Consider the following 19067-nt stretch of genomic DNA (forward strand, 5'->3'; position numbering starts at 1 on the left):
CCGGTTATCCACAGATGATGCCTCAGGCACCCCCGCCGGCGCGCCGGCGAAGGCTGTCAGAGCAGCCGTTCGATATCCTTCTCGATCTCCGCGGGCTTGGTCGTCGGGGCGTAGCGGCTCACGACCTTCCCGGCGCGATCGACCAGGAACTTGGTGAAGTTCCACTTGATCGATTCGGAACCGAGCAGCCCCGGCGCGGCCTTCTTCAGATGTTTGAACAGCGGCGCTGCGGCCTCGCCGTTGACGTCCACCTTGGCAAAGACCGGAAACGTCACGTCATAGGTCAGCGAACAGAAATTCGCGATTTCCGCCGCGTCTCCCGGTTCCTGCGCACCGAACTGGTTGCAGGGAAACCCCAGCACCTCGAAACCGCGCTCGCCATATTGGCGATGCAGTGCCTCCAGCCCCTCATATTGCGGGGTGAAACCGCATTTCGACGCGGTGTTGACGATCAGCAGTACCTCGCCGGCATAGGACGACAGGTCGGCCTCCGTGCCATTGGCGGCGGTAACGGGAATCGCGGTGATTTCGGTCATTCCAGCACTCCCTCATGCAGCCGCACCACGCGGTCCATCTTCGCCGCCAGCCGTTCGTTGTGCGTCGCCACCAGCGCGGCGGAGCCTTGATCGCGGACCAGCCGGAGGAATTCGGCGAAGACGATGTCGGCGGTGGTCTCGTCGAGGTTGCCGGTCGGCTCGTCGGCCAGCACCAGCGCCGGTCGGTTGGCGAGCGCGCGGGCGACCGCGACGCGCTGCTGCTCGCCGCCCGACAGCTGGCTGGGGCGGTGCGTCAGGCGCCGGCCCAGGCCCAGCGTGGTCAGCAGCGCCTCCGCCCGCGCATCGGCCGCGGCGCGCGTCGCGCCGTGGATCATTTGCGGCAGCACGACATTCTCCAGCGCGGAGAAATCGGGCAGCAGGTGGTGGAACTGGTAGACGAAGCCCAGCCGGTCGCGGCGCATTTCGGTGCGGCCGCCGGCGGGAAGCTGGGCCGCCTCGGTGCCGAGGATGCGGATCGAACCTTCGAAGCCGCCTTCGAGCAGGCCGACCGCCTGAAGCAGCGTCGACTTGCCCGAACCCGACGGGCCGAGCAGCGCGACGATCTCGCCGCGCCCGACCGTCAGGTCGATGCCGCGAAGCACCTCGATCGTCACCCCGCCCTGTTCGAAGCTGCGGCGCAGGCCGGTGGTCTGGAGTACCGCCTCAGTCATAACGCAGCACCTGCACCGGATCGGTGTTCGCCGCCTTGTACGCCGGATAGAGCGTGGCGAGGAAGCAGAACAGGAACGCCATCGCGGCGATGCCGACGATTTCCGCCGGATCGGTCTTGGCCGGCAATTCCGTCAGGAAACGCATCGACGGATCCCATATCTCGCGCCCTGTCACGAAGCCCAGGAAGCTGACGACGCTCTGGCGGAAATGGAGCAGCACGAACCCCAGCACCAGCCCCGCGCCGATCCCCACCGCGCCGATCGACGTGCCGACCGTCATGAAGATGCGGACCAGCGCGCCGCGCGTCGCCCCCATCGTCCGCATGATCGCGATGTCGCGCGTCTTGGCCCGTACCAGCATTATGAGCGACGACAGGATGTTGAAGGTCGATACCATGATGAGGATCGACAGCACGGTGAAGGTCACCAGGCGATCGACCGACAGCGCGTCAAAGAGCTGCGCGTTCATCTGTTGCCACAGCGTGATCTGGCCGCTGCGCCCGACGACGGGACCGAGCGGCGCGAGTATCTGGCCGACACGATCGGCGTCGACGGTGTCGATCTCGATCATCCCCACCGAATCGCCCATCAGCAGCAGGGTCTGCGCGTCCTCCATCGGCATCACGACATAGGCCTTGTCGTAATCATAGACGCCGACCTCGAAGATCGCGCCCACCGTATAGCTGACGACGCGCGGGACCAGGCCGAAGGGGGTCGTCTGTCCCTCCAGGCTGATGAGCTGGATCTCGCTGCCGATCGTCGCACCGAGCACCTCTCCGAGCCGCGACCCGATGGCGACGCGGTTGCTGCCCGGCGTCAGGCTGTCGAGCGAGCCGAGCAGCACATTGCCGGCGAGCGTGGGGTTGGTGCGGATATCCTGCACCCGCATGCCCCGGACGAAGACGGCCGCATTGCGCCCCTCGAACCCCGCCATCAGCGGCTTTTCGATGAGCGGCAACGCGGATGTGACGCCCGGCGTCTTCTTCGCCGCGTCGGCGATCTGGCGCCAGTCGCGCAACTGGCCGCCATAGCCCTGGACGACGGCATGTCCGTTGAGGCCCACGATCTTGTCGAACAGTTCGGCGCGGAAGCCGTTCATCACGCTCATCACCACGACGAGCGCGGCGACGCCCAGCATCACCGCGGCCAGGCTGATGCCCGCGACCAGCGCGATGAACGCCTCGCTGCGGCCCGGAAGGAGATAACGGCGGGCGATCATCCGCTCGTAGCGCGAGAGCAACATGTGCCTGCACTAAGGACGCTCCCCGCCTCCGGCAAGCGCGCTGTTGCACGATTCCCACAGGCGTCGCACAATCGCCCGGCAACCCCCGGTTCGCGGATGACAAGCCCCGCGGCCAGGCCTAACCCCCCGCTTACTGAAGCGCAGGTAAAAGGCCGTGGTTCAGGGAGGCTTCGAGGCCCCGTTCGCCAAAGAAGGGCGGATGTGCGGGCACGAAGCGGAAGATTAGGGGGCTGACGAATTCATTTTCGTCACGCAGGACGCCCGGGCTGGCAACAGCCCGGGCGTTTGCGTTTGGTGGCAGCGCGCATGTTGCGCGCGTCGCGCGAAGCGCGGCCACCAAACCGGCCGGCGGGCGCCGAACCAGGCGCCCGACCGACGACGGCGGCTTCGCCGCCGGCGCTGACATCGCACATCAAACCCCACGACGACGGCAAAGCCGCCGTCGGCCGGGACCGGCTGGCCCCGCCGGCCGGCCTGGGCGCCGCGCCCTCGCGCACCGGCATTCACCTTCGCTTGTGACTAGAAGCTCTTAGCCAGAGTCACGCCGTACGTCCGCGGATCGCCGACATTGCCCGCAATCAGGCCGGTGTTGCCCGGTGTCGTCGCCAGCACCTCGTAATATTTCCGGTCGAAGACGTTGCGCACCCACCCGAACAGGCTGAACCCGTCGTCACTACGGAAGCCCGCGCGCAGGTTTGCGAGGGTGTAGCCGTCGATGTCGGTGTAGATAGACCGCGAGGCATTGGACGAGAATTTCGCCCGGCTGTTGGCGTCGAACCCCAGATAGAGCTCACCGGATTGTCCGAGCAGATCGGCCGGCGCATTCGCCTCGAAACCATAGGACAGCGCCCAGCGCGACACGCCCGGCAGCCACTGGCCGGATATGTCGCAGACGGCGGGGCTGTTGGTGCCCGGCGCGCCCGGCGCCCCGATCGGCGTACCGCTGCCGCCGCCGGACAGTTCGGGCGGGCACGGCGCGTTCCTGAAATCAAGGTACTTCGCGTCGTTGAAGGCGCCGTTGACATAGGCATTGAACCGCTCCGACGGACGCACCGAGAAATCCGCCTCGACCCCGCGCACCCGCACCTTGCCGGCGTTGGCGAGATAGCCGCGCAGGGTGGAGGTCGAGCTGTTGTTGACGATCGCCTGATAGTCGCTGATCTCGGTCCAGAAGCCGGTGACGTTCAGCGTAATCCGACGGTCCCACGCCTGCGATTTCACGCCCAGTTCGAAATGATCGACCTTTTCAGGTGCCACCTGGGCAAGCTGGGTCTGGACGACGCCGGCTACCACCGGCACGCCGTTCAGGTTCAGCCCCCCCGATTTGAAGCTGTGCGCATAGGTGGCGTAGAGCAACACGTCGGCCGAGGGCTTGTACGACGCGGTGACATCATACGACACGTTCCAGGCGCGATACGCCTCGTCGGTGAACGCCTGCGGCTGGATCGCGTCGCGCTGCGCCGCCTGTCGCGCCGTGCCGCCCGAATAGGGCACCAGATTGCCCTGGGCATCGCGCACAATGCTGACATAGCTGCCGACCTTGTCGTCATAGTTGGCGCGAAAGCCCGGCGACAGCGTGACCGCGTCGGACAGTTTCCAGTTGAGCTTGGCGAACAGCGCCCCGCTGAAATTCTTCAGCCGGATATCGTTGTTGGCGGTCAGCCCGTCGAGCACGGTGGGATCGTTCGACAGCGCGTTGGATGGATTGATGAGCCAGCGGCTCGCCGCCGGGCCCTGGCGCTGGGTGCCGGTGGTGTGGATGTTCTGGTAGAAGGCGAAGGCGCCGAGCACATAGTCGAAGCCCTTGCCGTCGCCGGCATAGCGGAATTCCTGGGTGAACTGGTCCTGCCGCGTCGGATTCTGCGACAGGGTGGTGATCGGCAGGCCGGTGAAATCGCGGTCGTTTGCGGGCAGCCAGTCCCAGAAACGCCATGCGGTGACCGAGGTGAGCGTGCCCGATCCGGCATCGAGTTCGCCGCGCAGAGATACCCCGCCCAGCACGTTCTTCGCGCTCAGTTCGGCATCCACGTCGGTCAGCCGATCGAAGGGGTTGCGGCTGACCGGCACATAGCCCTGCGCCGCGGCGAGCGCGTCGAACTGGCGGTTCAGCGGGCGCTGGGTGCTGCCGAGCTTGACGTAGATCTGCGCGCAGCATTCCGGGTTCTGGCGGTTGTAGTCCGCACTGAGCGTCAGATCGAGCGTGTCGCTCGCGCGCCACAGCAACGCACCCCGCACGCCGATATTGTCCTGCTCGTTGACATGGGTGCCGCTCGCCACGTTGAAGATCGTCCCGCGACGGCTGGTCGCGGCGAGGCCGAGGCGCAGCGCGACGGTCTCGCCCAGCGGACCCGAAACCGATGCCTTTGCCTGTTTGAATTCCAGGTTGCCGACGCTCAACTCCGCCCGGCCGCCGAAGGTGAAGCTGGGCGCCTTGCTGGTGATGTTGATCGCGCCGGCGACGGTGTTCTTGCCGTAGAGCGTGCCCTGCGGCCCGCGCAGCGTTTCGATCTGCTGGATATCGAGGAAATCGAGCGTCGCCGCCGCGACACGGCTGAGATAGACCTGGTCGATATAGACGCCGACGCCCTGATCGATGCCGTCGTTGGTCAGCCCCAGCGGCGCGCCGAGGCCGCGGATGTTGACCGAGGAGTTGCGTGGGTTGGTCGAATAGAATTGCAGCGTCGGCTGGATTTGCTGGAGCCGGCCGACGTTGAAGCTGCCGGTTGAATCGATCTCCTTCACCCCCACGACCGAGATCGGGATCGGCACACTCTGCGCGCTTTCCTCGCGCCGTCGCGCGGTGACGACGATGTCGGCCGCAACCGAAGTGCGCTGAACGTCGTCCGGGTCGCGTTGCGACGATCCGGGAGCGGTCTGTGGCGGCACAACTGTCACCGCGCCCTGGACCGCCGCTGGAGTAATCCCGGTGGTTGTCTGGAGAAATATGGCGAGCGGCAGAGCGAGAGACATTCGAAGACCCCTTCAGTTCATTTCTCGACTATTCCTATCGATGAAATAGGCATTGTGGTCGAAGTTTGCCTTTGCTCGACCGAAGCCGCGGTTTCACGATCCTGATTTCAACAGGTTGACCCCCCTTGAAACCGCTCAGGGGGCTTCCGAAATCAACGCTGCGCGGGGCCTCTCGGCCCGCGCACGACCCCGACGCCGCGCAGAAGCGGGCGCCGGATCGACGTGTCAGAACGCTCAAATTCGGAGGCTTTGGAACCATGCGTCAGATCGATTTCACCCCCTACCGCCGTTCGACGATCGGCTTCGACCGGCTGTTCGACCTGCTCGAGGCGGGCAACCGCGCCCAGCCGAGCGAGAACTACCCCCCTTTCAATCTCGAGCGCGTCGCCGAGGATCGCTACCGCATCACGCTGGCGGTCGCGGGCTTTCGAGGTGACGAACTCGACATCACGGCGCAGCAAAACCTGCTGGTCGTCGCCGGCAAGAAGGCCGACACTCAGGACAATGCCGCGCAGATGCTCCACCTTGGCATCGCCAACCGCAGCTTCGAGCGCCGCTTCGAACTCGCCGACTTCATCCGCGTCGCCGATGCGGACCTGAAGGACGGGTTGCTGATCATCAATCTGGTGCGCGAGGTGCCCGAGGCGATGAAGCCCAAGAAGGTCGCGATCGGCAGCGGAGAAAGCGTCACCAAATCGGCCGCGATCGAGGCAAGAGCCGCCTGACGGCTGAGCGAGCTGGCGGCGCCTTGCTCCCTCAGGCGCCGCGGCACGGGCGCCCGGTCCGACAGGGTCCGGGCGTCTTTTGCATTGGGCCGGGCATGCACTGATGAAATCGGGCCGTCGGCTCGTGCCTCCCGCGCCAAAGCCACGCCACCAACGGCTCGGCTACGCCGGGAACGCGACACCAGACCACCGCCGCATCGGGCAGGACTTGACGCCGCAAAGCCGAAACGATTCGAACGCGCGCGCAGCCCGCGACGCCGAACCTACACCAGCCGCGACTGACGCACCGCTGCTTCGATGAAACTGGCGAACAGCGGATGCGGTTCGAACGGCTTGGATTTCAGTTCCGGATGGAACTGCACGCCCACGAACCAGGGGTGGTCGGGCCGCTCGACGATCTCGGGCAAGGTCCCGTCGGGTGACATCCCCGAAAAGCGCAGGCCGCCCGCCTCCAGCGCGTCCTTGTAATGGACGTTCACCTCATAGCGGTGGCGGTGGCGCTCGCTGATCGCCTCACCGCCGTAGATCGCCGCGACATGGCTGTTACCCGCCAATTTGGCGTCATAGGCGCCAAGCCGCATCGTCCCGCCCAGATCTCCGCCTTCCTCGCGCTTCTGCAGCCCCTCTGCCGTCATCCATTCGGTGATGAGGCCGACGACAGGCTCGGGCGTCGGACCAAATTCGGTGGTCGAGGCGGCGGCGATGCCCGCGGTGTTTCGCGCACCCTCGATGCACGCCATCTGCATGCCGAGGCAGATGCCGAAATAGGGCACGCCGCGCTCGCGAGCGAAGCGGACCGCCGCGATCTTGCCCTCCGACCCGCGCTCGCCGAAACCGCCGGGCACCAGGATCGCGTGGCATGGTTCCAGCGTCGCGGCGACGTCGTCGGGCGCCTGTTCGAACAGCTCGGCATCGAGCCACCGGATATTGACCTTGACCCGGTTGGCGAGGCCGCCGTGGACCAGCGCCTCGTGCAGCGACTTGTACGCGTCCTGCAGCCCGACATATTTGCCGACCACACCGATCGTGACCTCGCCATGGATGTTGGTCAGCCGGTCGATGATGTCGTCCCAGCGGCCCAAGTCGGGCATGACGTCGCTCGGCAGGCCGAACGCGTCCAGCACCGCGCTGTCGAGCCCTTCGGCATGATATTGCAAGGGCACGCCGTAGATCGACTTCGCGTCCAGCGCCGGAATGACGTGTTCGGGCGGGACGTTGCAGAACAGCGCGATCTTGGCGCGCTCGCTGGACGGCAGCGGGCGCTCGCAGCGACAGACGAGCACGTCGGGCTGGATGCCCAGCGCGGTCATGTCGCGGACGCTGTGCTGCGTAGGCTTGGTCTTCAGTTCGCCCGCGGCGGCGATGTAGGGCACCAGCGTGAGGTGCACGAAGCAGGTGTTGGCACGACCGACGTCGTTCCTCAGCTGGCGGATCGCCTCCATGAACGGCAGCGATTCGATGTCGCCGACCGTCCCGCCGATCTCGCACAGCACGAAATCGAGCTCGTCGGTTTCCGCGCGGGCGAATTCCTTGATCGCGTCGGTGACGTGGGGGATGACCTGTACCGTCGCGCCGAGATAGTCACCGCGCCGTTCCTTGGCGATGATCTGCTGATAGATGCGGCCGGACGTGACATTGTCGCTCTGGCGGCTCGGCACGCCGGTAAAGCGCTCGTAGTGGCCAAGGTCGAGATCGGTCTCCGCTCCGTCGTCGGTCACATAGACCTCGCCGTGCTGGTAGGGGCTCATCGTGCCCGGATCGACGTTCAGATAGGGATCGAACTTGCGGATCCGGACGCGGTATCCGCGCGCCTGGAGCAGAGCCGCGAGGGAGGCCGCCATGAGGCCCTTGCCGAGCGACGAGACCACGCCGCCGGTGATGAAGATATACCGCGCCATGGGAGGATGCGCCTAACCTTGAACGTGCGTGTTGGGCAAGCGCGGATAACCCGCGCTCGCGACGAAAGCTGTGGAAGCTGCGACTATTGCTGGAGCGGAACGCCGCTTTGGTTGGCGGGGGCTGCTGCATTGCCCTGCGCGGCCGCGGCGGCTGCCGCCGCCTTCAGCGCATCGCCATCTGCCGGACCAGCCGGCGCCTGGGTGCCGCCCGGCGCCTGCCGTGCCAGGCTGGTGTCGATCGTCGTCGATTCGCGAGTCGCGGCAAGCGTCGCCAGCGCGATCGACATCAAGATGAACAGCGTCGCCAGCACCGCCGTCGAACGCGTCAGGAAATCGGCCGCGCCGCGCGCCGACATCAGGCCCGAGGGACTGCCGCCGGTGGTCAGCCCGCCGCCTTCCGAACGCTGCATCAGGATCACCGTGACGAGCAGGGCGGCGATGATCGCCTGGACGACGAGCAGGAAGGTGAACATGGTTGGGCGCGCTACCGGACAAAATGGTTGGGAAAGTGACCGCGCACATAGGCGCTGTGCGTCGCGCGATCAACCGAACCGCGCCGTCACGCGCCCAAACATTTCGCGAACGCACTGAAACCACCCGCGAATACTGGCGTTAATGTCGCGGAAGCGCCCGGTCGTATCGGGCATGCAACATAAAAATCGGACATATGACGTGAACGCAATGCCCGAAAAATCGCTGTTCAAATGGATGCACACGCTGGTCGATTACGTGCGTTCCGGCGAACCCGATCTCACCAACCGCCAGATGGCACTGCTGATGCTCGTCTATCTGGACAAGGGCCCCCACACGGTGCGCGGTCTGGCCCGCGCGCTGAACGTGTCGAAGCCTGTCGTCACGCGCGCCTTGAACAGGCTGGGGGCGCTCGGCTATCTGCGCCGCCAACGCGACGAGGCCGACAAGCGCAACATCTTCGTCGCCCGCACGCCTAAGGGGGCAGACTTTCTTGCAGATTTCGGGCAGTTCCTCTCCGGTGACGGACCATCGGCCATCCTCGACGCAGAAGAGCGCAGAGCCGCGCACGCGTAAGCGTTTCGCACTGACCGGGCGCAGCCAGAAGGTCGATCGTCGGGTGGAGGCGGCGCGCGGCGACCTGGCCGACCTCCGCCTCGCCGACCGGATATTTGCCCCGCACTATGCCGGCGCGGTCCAGCGCAGCGGCGCGATCCGTAGCCCGATGCTGGCGGCGCATGGCGGCAGGCCCGTTTCCGAGCTGCTGGAAGGCGAAGGGTTCGAAGTGCTTGAGCTGTCGCACGGCTATGCATGGGGCGTGGGGAGCGTCGATGGCGCCGTGGGCTTCGTCGCGGTCGATGCGCTCGACACACCCCGTGCCGTCACCCATGTCGTTTGCTCGCCGGGCGCGGCCAGGCCAATGGGAACCCGCCTGACCGCCGAGCAGGCCGCGGAGTTCGACCCGGATGCGATCCGCCCGCTCGACGCACCGCCGAAGGATTTCGTTGCGCTGGCGGAGGCGCTGGTCGGCACGCCGGCCGTTGACGGAGGACGGTCGAGTGACGGGATAGACGCCGCGGGGCTGATCGCGCTTACCTTGTCGATCGCCGGCATCCGCGCGCCACGCTTCGCAGATCTCCAGGCGGCGACCCTCGGCCACGAAGTGTCGGCCGACGCGCCGGTGCTGCGCGGCGACCTGCTGTTCACCGCGAGCGGCGCTGCCGTCGCGATCGATGGCACCGACGCGATCCGGGTGGACGAAACGCACGTCGCGCACGCGCCAATCGCATCACTCGGCGATATTACCGTACGGAGGCGGCTGCCATGAAGCGCTCGGTCTTCATAGACGGCGCGGCCGGCACCACCGGACTGGAAATCCGCGAACGGCTGGCCGACCGGGCCGAAATCGAGCTCGTCACGCTGGACGGCGACAAGCGCAAGGACGCCGCCGCGCGGCGCGATGCGTTGAACGACGCCGATTTCGTCATCCTGTGCCTGCCCGACAGTGCGGCGCGGGAAAGCGTGGCGTTGATCGACAATGATCGCACGCGCGTGATCGACGCATCGACCGCCCACCGCACGGCGGACGGCTGGGTCTATGGCTTCGCCGAACTCGAACCCGGCCAGGCGGCGGCGATCGCGGAAGCGCGTTTCGTGACCAATCCGGGCTGTTACCCGACCGGTTTCCTGGCACTCGTCAGGCCGCTGGTGCGTGCCGGGCTGATCCCGGCCGACGGCGCGATCAGTGTCAACGCTGTGTCAGGATATTCGGGCGGCGGGCGGCAGATGATCGAGGATTTCGAAAGCGGCGGCGAATCGAGCGCGTTCCGCGGCTATGGCCTGTCGCTGGACCACAAGCATGTTCCCGAGATGCAGCGCCACGCGCGGCTGGAACATCCGCCGATCTTCACCCCCGCCGTCGTCAACGCCTATCGCGGCATGGTGGTGGAGGTGCCGCTGGCGCTCCATGCCCTGCCCCGCCGTCCGGGCGTCGAGGCGCTGCGCGAGACGCTGGCCGCCACCTATGACGGCAGCGCGATCGTGCGCCTGCTGGACGACGGCGCCAATCTGGTCCGGGTCGAGGACGACGCCGGCACCGATCGCATGACGTTGCGCGTGTTCGGCAATGCCGAACGCGGCCATGCGCGACTGGTCGCGACGCTCGACAATCTGGGCAAGGGCGCGGCGGGCGCGGCGGTGCAGAATTTGAACGTGATGGCGGGATTCGATCCCGCGGCCGGGCTGGTGCTGTAAGCGCGACTTGGCGCCGGTGTAGCTTTTACCGTCCCGCCCCGCCTTGCCGCCGCGCCGGCAGGCGCTAGGGAGAGCGCGGACATCTTCCCGAGGGAGCGCGTGTGACCGACGCCGTTGGCAAATTGCTGTTGTTCGGAGCGACCGGCGATCTTTCGCAGCGGATGCTGATCCCGTCGCTGTACGGCCTGCATGTCGATGGCCTGCTGCCGCACGGGCTGACGATCACCGGCACGGCGCGATCCGATCATGACGACGCGGGCTTCCGCGATTTCGCGCGGACCGCACTCGACGAGTTCCTGCCTGCCGACCGCAAGGACGCCGGGGCCATCGCGTCGTTTCTCCAGCGCCTGCAATATCAGGCGCTCGATGCGTCAAAGACGGAAGGGTTCCCGGCGCTCGCGGACAAGATCGGGGATGTCTCCGGCGGACTCGCGATCTTCCTGTCGACCGCGCCGTCGCTGTTCGAACCGACGATCCGGGGGCTCCAGTCGGTCGGCCTGGCCGGTGACACGGTCCGCATCGGGCTGGAAAAGCCGCTCGGCCACGACCTCGCCTCCAGCCGCGAGATCAACGATGCGGTCGCCGCGGCCTTCCCCGAGGGGCGGACGTACCGGATCGACCATTATCTGGGCAAGGAGACCGTCCAGAACATCCTGGCGCTGCGTTTCGGCAATTCGCTGTTCGAGCCGGTATGGAATGCGCGCGGCATCGATCACGTCCAGATCACCATCGCCGAGACGGTCGGACTGGAGGATCGCGCAGGCTATTACGAAGGCGCCGGCGCGCTGCGCGACATGGTGCAGAACCATATCCTCCAGCTCGTCGCGCTGATCGCGATGGAGCCGCCGGCGCGGTTCGACGGCACCTCGATCCGCGACGAGAAGGTCAAGGTGTTGCGCTCGTTGCGCCGCATCGCTCCCGCCGACGTGCCCCACCTCACCGTCACCGGACAATATGGCGCCGGCGCGGTGGGCGAGAAGATCGTCAGAAGCTACGCCGACGAACTGGGCAAGCCATCCGACACCGAGACGTTCGTCGCGATCAAGGCGCATGTCGACAACTGGCGCTGGCAGGGCGTGCCCTTCTACCTGCGCACCGGCAAGCGGCTGCCCGCGCGGCAGAGCGAGATCGCGATCCAGTTCAAGCCCGTCCCGCATTCGATCTTCGCGGAAAAAGGCGGGCAGTTGCAGCCCAACACCCTCGTCATCCGCCTTCAGCCAGAAGAATATGTCCGCCTGCTGGTGATGGCGAAGCAACCGGGGCTCGACCGGGACGGCGTGCGCCTGCGCGAGGTGCCGCTGAACCTGTCACTCGAGAACGAGTTCGCCGGCACCCGTCGCCGCATCGCCTATGAACGGCTGCTGCTCGATCTGATCGAGGGCGATCCCACGCTGTTCGTGCGACGCGACGAGGTGGAGGCGCAATGGGCGTGGATAGACGCGATCCGCGACGGTTGGGCGAAGAACGACGTCAAGCCCAAGCCCTATTCCAGCGGCAACTGGGGGCCGTCGGCCGGCATCGCGCTGACCGAGCGCGACGGAGTGACATGGACGGAGTGATTGTCCACCCATAACCGTCACTCCCGCGAAGGCGGGGGTAAATTCTGGCTGAACCGGGGTGGGTCTCACGACGTTCAGCGACTATGGATTCCCGCCTTCGCGGGAATGACGAACTTGAGAGATTGTCCGAGATGACGACCGAAATCGAATGGTGGGACTATGACGACGCCGACGAGATGGCCGCGGCCGTCGCGGGCGACATCGGCTTCATCATCGAAAGCGCGATCGATGCGCGCGGCGCGGCGGTGATCGCGCTGGCCGGCGGCAAGACGCCGCTGCCGATCTATGAGCATATGGCCAGGGCGAAGATCGACTGGAAGCGGGTGACGATCATCCCTGGCGACGAACGGATCGTCCCGCTGGGCGATCCCCTCTCCAACGTCACTGCGATCGGCAAGGCATTCCTTCCCAAGGGCGCGCGGGTGATCCCGCTCGTGTCGGCGACCGCCCCCGATTACAAGGCTGCGGGCCGCGCGGCGGACGCGCTGCTCCAGGACATCCACTGGCCGCTCGACCTGTGCCTGCTGGGCGTCGGCGGCGACGGGCATGCCGCGTCGATCTTTCCTGGCCCTGATTTCGACGAGGCGCTGAACGGCCCCAGGGAACGCCGTGCGCTGGGCGTCATGCCCGATCCGCTGCCGCCCGAGGCGCCGGTCGCCCGCGTCACGCTCAGCAAGGCGGCGATCGCTTCGGCACGCGCGCTGATGATCGCAGTGACCGGCGATGCAAAGCGCCGCGTGATCGAGGATGCGGTGAAGGAAGGCCAGTCGTCGCCCTATCCGATCGGGCGTATCCTTGCGGATGTGGAACTGCCGGTCGATATTCACTGGGCGCCGTAAGGAACGCCCCCGATGTCGAACCTCCATTCCGAAGTCGCCGCCGTCACCGACCGGATCATCGAGCGGTCCCGCGCGCGACGCGCCGCCTATCTCGACCTGATGGCCCGCGAGCGGGAAAACGGCGTCGATCGCCCGATGCTGGGCTGCGCGAACCTCGCCCACGGCTATGCCGGGACGGACGAGGATCGCGACGCGATGAAGACCAACGCGGCGATGAACATCGGCATCGTCAGCGCCTATAACGACATGCTGTCGGCGCACGCCCCCTATTACCGCTATCCCGAACAGATGAAGGTTTGGGCGCGCGAGGTCGGCGCGACCGCGCAGGTGGCCGGCGGCGTGCCGGCGATGTGCGATGGCGTGACCCAGGGCTATCCGGGGATGGAACTGTCGCTGTTCAGCCGCGACACGATCGCGCTCAGCACCACGATCGCGCTCAGCCACGGCATGTTCGAGGGCGCCGCGCTGCTCGGCATCTGCGACAAGATCGTACCCGGCCTGCTGATGGGCGGCTTGCGCTTCGGCCACCTGCCGATGGTGCTGATCCCCGGCGGGCCGATGCGTTCCGGCCTGCCCAACCGGGAGAAGGCGCGCGTCCGCGAACTCTATGCGGAAGGCAAGGCGAGCCGCGACGAACTGCTCGATGCGGAGATCGCCGCCTATCACGGCAAGGGCACCTGCACCTTCTACGGCACCGCCAATTCGAACCAGATGATGGTCGAGGCGATGGGGCTGCACATGCCCGCCGCCGCCTTTGCCAATCCGGGCACCAAGCTGCGCCAGGAATTGACCCGCGCCGCCGTACACAGGCTGGCGAAGATCGGCTGGGACGGCGAGGATTACCGGCCCTTGTCGGAGTGCGTAGATGAACGCGCGATCGTCAACGCCGCCGTGGCGCTGCTGACGACCGGGGGATCGACCAACCACCTGATCCACCTGCCCGCGATCGCCCGCTGCGCCGGCATCGTCATCGACTGGGAGGATTTCGACCGCCTGTCGCGCGTGGTGCCGCTGCTCGCGCGCGTCTATCCCAATGGCTCGGCCGACGTGAACGGGTTCGAGGACGCGGGCGGCACCGCCTTCGTCATCCGCGAGATGCTGCGCGGCGGGTTCATGCACGGCGACATCCTGACCGTGGCGGGCGACTTCGCCGACTATGGCCGCAAGCCGGAGATGGAGGCCGATGCGCTTGTCTGGCGCGACGTGCCGACGGTGTCGGGCGACGACACGATCGTCCGCACGATCGACGCGCCCTTTTCCGAGGAGGGCGGCTTCCGCATCCTGGCCGGCAACCTGGGTCGCGCGTGTATCAAGGTATCGGCGGTCGAGCGTGACCGCTGGACGATCCAGGCGCCGTGCCGCGTGTTCAGCGATCAGGCGCAGGTGCAGGTCGCCTTCAAGGCCGGCGAGCTCGATCGCGACGTCGTGGTGGTCGTCCGCTTCCAGGGGCCGCGCGCCAACGGCATGCCGGAACTGCACAAGCTGACCCCACCACTCGGCGTGCTCCAGAACCGGGGCTTCCGTGTCGCGCTGCTCACCGACGGGCGCATGTCGGGCGCATCGGGCAAGGTGCCGGCGGCAATCCACCTGTCGCCCGAAGCGCTCGACGACGGCCCGATCGCAAGGCTGCGCGACGGCGACATCGTCCGCCTGGATGCCGAGGCGGGCGTGCTTGAAGCCCTGGTCGAAGCGGCCGAATGGGCCGCGCGCGCGCCAGTCGAAGCGCCGCCGCCCGCGATGGGCACAGGCCGCGAACTGTTCGCGCTGATGCGCGCCGGCTGCTCGACCGCGGAAGAAGGCGGATCGGCGATGCTCGCGATGGCGGGGCTGTAGGGTGCAGGTCGTCGCGGTCGATATCGGCGGCACCCACGCCCGCTTCGCCATTGCCGAAGTGGAAGGTGGCCGCGTCATCGCGCTGGGCGAGCCGGTCACGCTCAAGACCGCCGAGCACGCCAGCCTGCAACTCGCCTGGGAAGCCTTCGCGCAGACGCAAGGCGGGCAATTGCCCCGCGCCGCCGGCATCGCAGTCGCCGCGCCGGTCGGTGGCGAGATCATCAAGCTCAGCAACAATCCATGGATCATCCGCCCCGCGCTGATCGAGGAGCGGCTGGGGGTCGACAGCTGGAGCCTGGTCAATGATTTCGGCGCGGTCGGCCATGCCGTGGCGCAGGTGCCAGAGAGCGACTTCATCCACCTGTGCGGCCCCGACCAGCCGCTGCCCGATCACGGCATGATTACCGTCTGCGGTCCCGGCACCGGGCTGGGCGTCGCCGGTGTCCTGCGCCATGCGGGCGGCTATCACGTCGTCGAGACCGAGGGCGGGCACATGGATTTCGCGCCGCTCGACCGGATCGAGGATGCGCTGCTCAGCCATCTGCGCAAGACCTTCACCCGCGTCTCGGTCGAACGCATCGTCGCCGGCCCGGCGATCGTCGCGATCTACGAGACGCTCGCCGCGATCGAGGGCCGTGCGATCCAGCGGATGGACGACAAGACGATCTGGGCGCAGGCCCTCGACGGCAGCGACAGCCTGGCGACGGCGGCGCTCGACCGCTTCTGCCTGGCGCTCGGCGCGGTCGCGGGCGATCTGGCACTCGCGCACGGACCGAAGGGCGTGGTCATCGCCGGCGGGCTCGGACTGCGCCTGAAGGATCATCTGCTGCGTTCGGGTTTCGAGGAACGCTTCGTCGCCAAGGGGCGGTTCCGTGGCCTAATGGCATCTATCCCCGTCAAGCTCATCACCCATCCCCAGCCCGGCCTCTATGGCGCGGCCGCCGCCTATGCCCAGGAGCATCATCAGTGAGCGATATCGAAACGATCATGCGGACCAGCGCGGTCATCCCGGTGCTGGTGATCGACGACGCCGCGACCGCGCGTCCGCTCGCCGAGGCGCTGGTCGCCGGCGGGTTGAAAGTGCTGGAAGTGACGATGCGTACCCCGGCCGCGCTCGACGCGATCCGCGAGATGAAGCAAGTGCCCGGCGCGATCGTCGGTGCTGGCACTGTCGTGTCCACCGATCAGTTCGAGCAGGTGATGGATGCCGGCGCAGAATTCATCGTCTCGCCCGGCCTGACCGAGGCGCTGGGTCGTCCAATCGTCGAGAGCGGCGTGCCGTTCCTGCCGGGCGTCGCCACCGCCGGAGACGTCATGCGCGGCTATGACCTGGGTCTTCGCCACTTCAAATTCTTCCCCGCGGAAGCGAACGGGGGCCTGCCCGCACTCAAGGCTCTGGCCGCGCCCTTCTATGAGGCGAAATTCTGCCCCACCGGCGGCATCACCGCGGCGAGCGCGCCCGAATATCTGGCGTTCGGCCCGATCCTGTGCGTCGGCGGCAGCTGGGTGACGCCGAGGGGCGCGTCGATGGACGAGGTCGAGCGGCTGGCGCGCGAGGCGAACGGATTGCGTAGCTAGCCCTCTCCCATTGGGAGAGGGAGGGGCTCGCTCGACGCAATCGAGTGGGAGGGTGAGGGCAGCGTAACGCGCCCTGACCTGCCCTCACCCTTCCGCTGCCTTCGGCAGCTCCCTCCCTCTCCCACCGGGAGAGGGAAATCACATCTCCCCGCGCGCGCGGCGGATCGCGTACCATTTCTGCACATTGGCGTTGTGCTGCTCCAGCGTGTCGGCGAAGATGTGCCCGCCGGTGCCGTCGGCCACAAAGTACAGCGCGCTCGACTGGCCCGGATCGAGCACAGCGTCGATCGACGCACGGCCGGGATTGGCGATCGGCCCGACCGGGAGGCCGGGCATGGCGTAGGTATTGTAGCCGTTCTTCGCCTGGAGTTCCGAGCGCAGGATACGCCGGCCCAGCGGACGCCCTTTGGTGATCGGATAGATCGTCGTCGGATCGGCCTGCAGCGGCATGCCGCGGCGGATGCGGTTCGAATAGACCGCCGCCACTGTGCGGCGCTCCTCCGGCTTGCCGGTTTCCTTCTCGACGATCGAAGCGAGGATGATCGCCTCCTCGGGCGTCTTGGCGACCGTGGTCGGCTTGCGCTTCGCCCAGGCTTCGGCGAGGTAACGCTGCATCGCCGCCTGCATCCGGTCGACCACCGACTGGCGCGTGTCGCCACGTTCGTAGCTGTAGCTGTCGGGCAGCACCGAGCCTTCCGCCGGCACCGCGACCTCACCCTCCAGGTTATCGGCCTTCATCAATGCGTCTTGGACCAGCACCGCCGGCCACCCTTCCGGCACCGTCACGAAGCGCTGGAGCGTGCGCCCGCCCTGCATCAGCTTCAATATGTCGGCCTGGCTGATCCCGGCGGGCAGGCGGTATTCCCCGGCCTTGATCGGATCATTTCCGCCCAGCAGCTTTGCGAGCAGCAGGAAACGGTCGGCCGATGTGATCGCGCCCGCTTTTTCCAGCTCCTTTGCCGCGCCGGTCAGGGTCGAACCCTGAGGGATCAGCACCGACATGTTCGCCGGCGCCGGCCCCGCCCCGCCCCAATTCTGGATGACGAGAAATGCGGCCGCCAGTGCCGCGAGGCCAGCGATCAGGCCGATACAGCCGAGCTTACGCAAAGCCCCCTCCCCGTTCGTGCTGAGCCTGTCGAAGCACTGTCTTTCTCCGGCCCGAAGAAGAAGAAGAAGGGCAGGGCTTCGACAAGCTCAGCCCGAACGACGGATGGGTCAGACCGCCTTCATCACCAACGACGCGTTGGTGCCACCGAAGCCGAACGAGTTGTTCAGTACGGCCTTGACCGATCGCTTCTTCGCGACATGCGGTACCAGGTCGACGCCGGCGCAATTCTCGCTCGGGTTGTCGAGGTTGAGCGTCGGCGGCACGATCTGGTCGCGCAGCGCCAGGATGCAGAAGATGCTCTCCACCGCGCCCGCGCCGCCCAGCAGGTGCCCGATCGCCGACTTGGTCGACGACATGCTGAGATTGCCGATCGCCGATCCGAACAGCTTGCGCACAGCACCCAGTTCCAGCTCGTCGCCCAGCGGCGTCGAGGTGCCGTGCGCGTTGATATAATCGATGTCGTCGAGCGACAGGCCGGACTTGCGCATCGCCATTTCCATCGAACGGAATGCGCCCGATCCTTCGGGGTGCGGGGCCGTGACGTGATAGGCGTCGCCCGACAGGCCGTAACCGATCACCTCGGCATAGATTTTCGCACCGCGCGCCTTGGCCCGCTCATATTCCTCGAGCACGACCACGCCCGCGCCCTCACCCATCACGAAGCCGTCGCGCCCGATGTCATAGGGACGGCTGCCGCGCGTCGGATCGTCGCGGAAGCCCGTCGACAGCGCGCGAGCCTGACCGAAGCCGGCGATGCCGATCGGGCAGATCGCGCTTTCGGCGCCGCCCGCCAGCATCACGTCGGCATCGTCCATCGCGATCATCCGCGCGGCGTCGCCGATCGAATGCGCGCCGGTCGAACAAGCGGTGACGACCGCGTGGTTCGGCCCCATCAGGCCGTATTTGATCGAAACCTGGCCCGAGATCAGGTTGATGAGCCGCCCGTGGACGAAATGCGGCGAGACGCGCTTCGGCCCCTTTTCCGCCAGCACCAGCGATTCGCTCTCGATGCCCGGCAGCCCGCCGATTCCCGCACCGATCGAGCAGCCGGCGCGGAACCGCTCGGCCTCGCTCATCTCGGTCAGGCCAGCGTCCTCCAGCGCCTGTCCGGCGGCGTCGATGCCATAGACGATGAAGGGATCGACCTGGCGCTGGATCTTGTGATCGACGCGCTTGCCGGGATCGAAGCCGAACTCATGTTCGGGTGGCTTCACCTCGCAGGCATAGTTGGTCTGGAAATCGGTGGCGTCGAAGCGGGTGATCGTCGCCGCACCCGATTTCGACGCGATGATGTTCGCCCAGACCTTTTCGACCTCTGCTCCGAGGGGGGTCACCAGGCCAAGGCCGGTCACGACTACACGGCGCATTCTCGTCTCCGTATCC

Annotated in this window: 17 protein-coding genes; 9 read left to right on the forward strand and 8 right to left on the reverse strand. The window is 66.9% G+C overall.

Annotated elements, in window-relative coordinates; genetic code table 11:
• Positions 1–56: 56 nt before the first annotated feature.
• The 4 genes from VYI76_RS09895 to VYI76_RS09910 all read right to left on the reverse strand — a co-directional run bounded on the left by VYI76_RS09895 (position 57) and on the right by VYI76_RS09910 (position 5420).
• Positions 57–536 carry a glutathione peroxidase gene (locus tag VYI76_RS09895; RefSeq protein ID WP_326524586.1) on the reverse strand — a complete coding sequence of 160 codons (480 nt, stop codon included), beginning with the start codon at positions 534–536 and terminating at the stop codon, positions 57–59.
• On the reverse strand, positions 533–1207 hold the full coding sequence (locus VYI76_RS09900; protein WP_326524587.1) for an ABC transporter ATP-binding protein: 675 nt from the start codon (positions 1205–1207) through the stop codon (positions 533–535). The genes VYI76_RS09895 and VYI76_RS09900 overlap by 4 nt, the downstream gene beginning before the upstream one ends.
• On the reverse strand, positions 1200–2450 hold the full coding sequence (locus VYI76_RS09905) for a lipoprotein-releasing ABC transporter permease subunit (protein ID WP_326524588.1): 1251 nt from the start codon (positions 2448–2450) through the stop codon (positions 1200–1202). The genes VYI76_RS09900 and VYI76_RS09905 overlap by 8 nt, the downstream gene beginning before the upstream one ends.
• 519 nt (positions 2451–2969) lie before the next feature.
• Positions 2970–5420, reverse strand: a complete 2451-nt coding sequence (locus VYI76_RS09910) for a TonB-dependent receptor (protein WP_326524589.1) — start codon at positions 5418–5420, stop codon at positions 2970–2972.
• 257 nt (positions 5421–5677) lie between these two features.
• Here VYI76_RS09910 and VYI76_RS09915 point away from each other — a divergent pair, with 257 nt between their 5' ends.
• On the forward strand, positions 5678–6145 hold the full coding sequence (locus VYI76_RS09915; RefSeq protein WP_326524590.1) for an Hsp20 family protein: 468 nt from the start codon (positions 5678–5680) through the stop codon (positions 6143–6145).
• A 263-nt stretch (positions 6146–6408) separates the two neighbouring features.
• On the opposite strand, the gene VYI76_RS09920 is transcribed toward VYI76_RS09915, so the two are convergent.
• Both VYI76_RS09920 and secG read right to left on the reverse strand, forming a co-directional pair.
• Entirely contained in the window at positions 6409–8043 is a 1635-nt protein-coding gene (locus VYI76_RS09920) for a CTP synthase (RefSeq protein ID WP_326524591.1), read from the reverse strand.
• Positions 8044–8126: 83 nt separating this feature from the next.
• Positions 8127–8516 carry a preprotein translocase subunit SecG gene (gene secG / locus VYI76_RS09925; protein WP_326524592.1) on the reverse strand — a complete coding sequence of 130 codons (390 nt, stop codon included), beginning with the start codon at positions 8514–8516 and terminating at the stop codon, positions 8127–8129.
• Positions 8517–8751: 235 nt separating this feature from the next.
• Between secG and VYI76_RS09930 the strand changes: the two genes are divergently transcribed.
• The 8 genes from VYI76_RS09930 to eda all read left to right on the forward strand — a co-directional run bounded on the left by VYI76_RS09930 (position 8752) and on the right by eda (position 16576).
• Positions 8752–9090 (forward strand): MarR family transcriptional regulator, encoded by a 339-nt coding sequence (locus tag VYI76_RS09930; protein WP_326525085.1) that lies wholly within the window; start codon positions 8752–8754, stop codon positions 9088–9090.
• Positions 9035–9841: a glycoside hydrolase gene (locus tag VYI76_RS09935; RefSeq protein ID WP_326524593.1), complete on the forward strand. Its 807-nt coding sequence runs from the start codon at positions 9035–9037 to the stop codon at positions 9839–9841. The genes VYI76_RS09930 and VYI76_RS09935 overlap by 56 nt, the downstream gene beginning before the upstream one ends.
• Entirely contained in the window at positions 9838–10767 is a 930-nt protein-coding gene (gene argC, locus VYI76_RS09940; protein ID WP_326524594.1) for an N-acetyl-gamma-glutamyl-phosphate reductase, read from the forward strand. The genes VYI76_RS09935 and argC overlap by 4 nt, the downstream gene beginning before the upstream one ends.
• Positions 10768–10868: 101 nt before the next feature.
• On the forward strand, positions 10869–12326 hold the full coding sequence (gene zwf / locus VYI76_RS09945) for a glucose-6-phosphate dehydrogenase (RefSeq protein ID WP_326524595.1): 1458 nt from the start codon (positions 10869–10871) through the stop codon (positions 12324–12326).
• Between the two features lie 131 nt (positions 12327–12457).
• Entirely contained in the window at positions 12458–13165 is a 708-nt protein-coding gene (gene pgl / locus VYI76_RS09950) for a 6-phosphogluconolactonase (RefSeq protein ID WP_326524596.1), read from the forward strand.
• 12 nt (positions 13166–13177) lie between these two features.
• Complete coding sequence (gene edd, locus VYI76_RS09955; RefSeq protein WP_326524597.1) at positions 13178–14998, forward strand: phosphogluconate dehydratase; 1821 nt, start codon at positions 13178–13180, stop codon at positions 14996–14998.
• 1 nt (position 14999) lies between these two features.
• Positions 15000–15968, forward strand: coding sequence for a glucokinase (glk, locus tag VYI76_RS09960; protein ID WP_326524598.1), 969 nt, complete (start codon positions 15000–15002; stop codon positions 15966–15968).
• A 17-nt stretch (positions 15969–15985) separates the two neighbouring features.
• Positions 15986–16576 carry a bifunctional 4-hydroxy-2-oxoglutarate aldolase/2-dehydro-3-deoxy-phosphogluconate aldolase gene (eda, locus tag VYI76_RS09965; protein WP_326525086.1) on the forward strand — a complete coding sequence of 197 codons (591 nt, stop codon included), beginning with the start codon at positions 15986–15988 and terminating at the stop codon, positions 16574–16576.
• A 138-nt stretch (positions 16577–16714) separates the two neighbouring features.
• On the opposite strand, the gene mltG is transcribed toward eda, so the two are convergent.
• Positions 16715–17683: an endolytic transglycosylase MltG gene (gene mltG / locus VYI76_RS09970; RefSeq protein ID WP_326524599.1), complete on the reverse strand. Its 969-nt coding sequence runs from the start codon at positions 17681–17683 to the stop codon at positions 16715–16717.
• A gap of 108 nt (positions 17684–17791) precedes the next feature.
• Positions 17792–19051 (reverse strand): beta-ketoacyl-ACP synthase II, encoded by a 1260-nt coding sequence (gene fabF / locus VYI76_RS09975; RefSeq protein WP_326524600.1) that lies wholly within the window; start codon positions 19049–19051, stop codon positions 17792–17794.
• Between the last annotated feature and the right edge of the window lie 16 nt (positions 19052–19067).

The organism is Sphingomonas sp. (assembly GCF_035910975.1).
GTDB lineage: Bacteria > Pseudomonadota > Alphaproteobacteria > Sphingomonadales > Sphingomonadaceae > Sphingomonas.

Excerpts from the sequence above, each read along its gene's own strand:
- VYI76_RS09895 (WP_326524586.1), bottom strand. The coding sequence starts at position 536 with ATGACCGAAATCACCGCGATTCCCGTTACCGCCGCCAATGGCACGGAG.
- VYI76_RS09905 (WP_326524588.1), bottom strand. The coding sequence starts at position 2,450 with ATGTTGCTCTCGCGCTACGAGCGGATGATCGCCCGCCGTTATCTCCTT.
- pgl (WP_326524596.1), top strand. The coding sequence starts at position 12,458 with ATGACGACCGAAATCGAATGGTGGGACTATGACGACGCCGACGAGATG.
- VYI76_RS09910 (WP_326524589.1), bottom strand. The coding sequence starts at position 5,420 with ATGTCTCTCGCTCTGCCGCTCGCCATATTTCTCCAGACAACCACCGGG.
- eda (WP_326525086.1), top strand. The coding sequence starts at position 15,986 with ATGCGGACCAGCGCGGTCATCCCGGTGCTGGTGATCGACGACGCCGCG.
- VYI76_RS09915 (WP_326524590.1), top strand. The coding sequence starts at position 5,678 with ATGCGTCAGATCGATTTCACCCCCTACCGCCGTTCGACGATCGGCTTC.
- fabF (WP_326524600.1), bottom strand. The coding sequence starts at position 19,051 with ATGCGCCGTGTAGTCGTGACCGGCCTTGGCCTGGTGACCCCCCTCGGA.
- VYI76_RS09900 (WP_326524587.1), bottom strand. The coding sequence starts at position 1,207 with ATGACTGAGGCGGTACTCCAGACCACCGGCCTGCGCCGCAGCTTCGAA.
- VYI76_RS09930 (WP_326525085.1), top strand. The coding sequence starts at position 8,752 with ATGCACACGCTGGTCGATTACGTGCGTTCCGGCGAACCCGATCTCACC.
- VYI76_RS09920 (WP_326524591.1), bottom strand. The coding sequence starts at position 8,043 with ATGGCGCGGTATATCTTCATCACCGGCGGCGTGGTCTCGTCGCTCGGC.
- secG (WP_326524592.1), bottom strand. The coding sequence starts at position 8,516 with ATGTTCACCTTCCTGCTCGTCGTCCAGGCGATCATCGCCGCCCTGCTC.
- argC (WP_326524594.1), top strand. The coding sequence starts at position 9,838 with ATGAAGCGCTCGGTCTTCATAGACGGCGCGGCCGGCACCACCGGACTG.
- edd (WP_326524597.1), top strand. The coding sequence starts at position 13,178 with ATGTCGAACCTCCATTCCGAAGTCGCCGCCGTCACCGACCGGATCATC.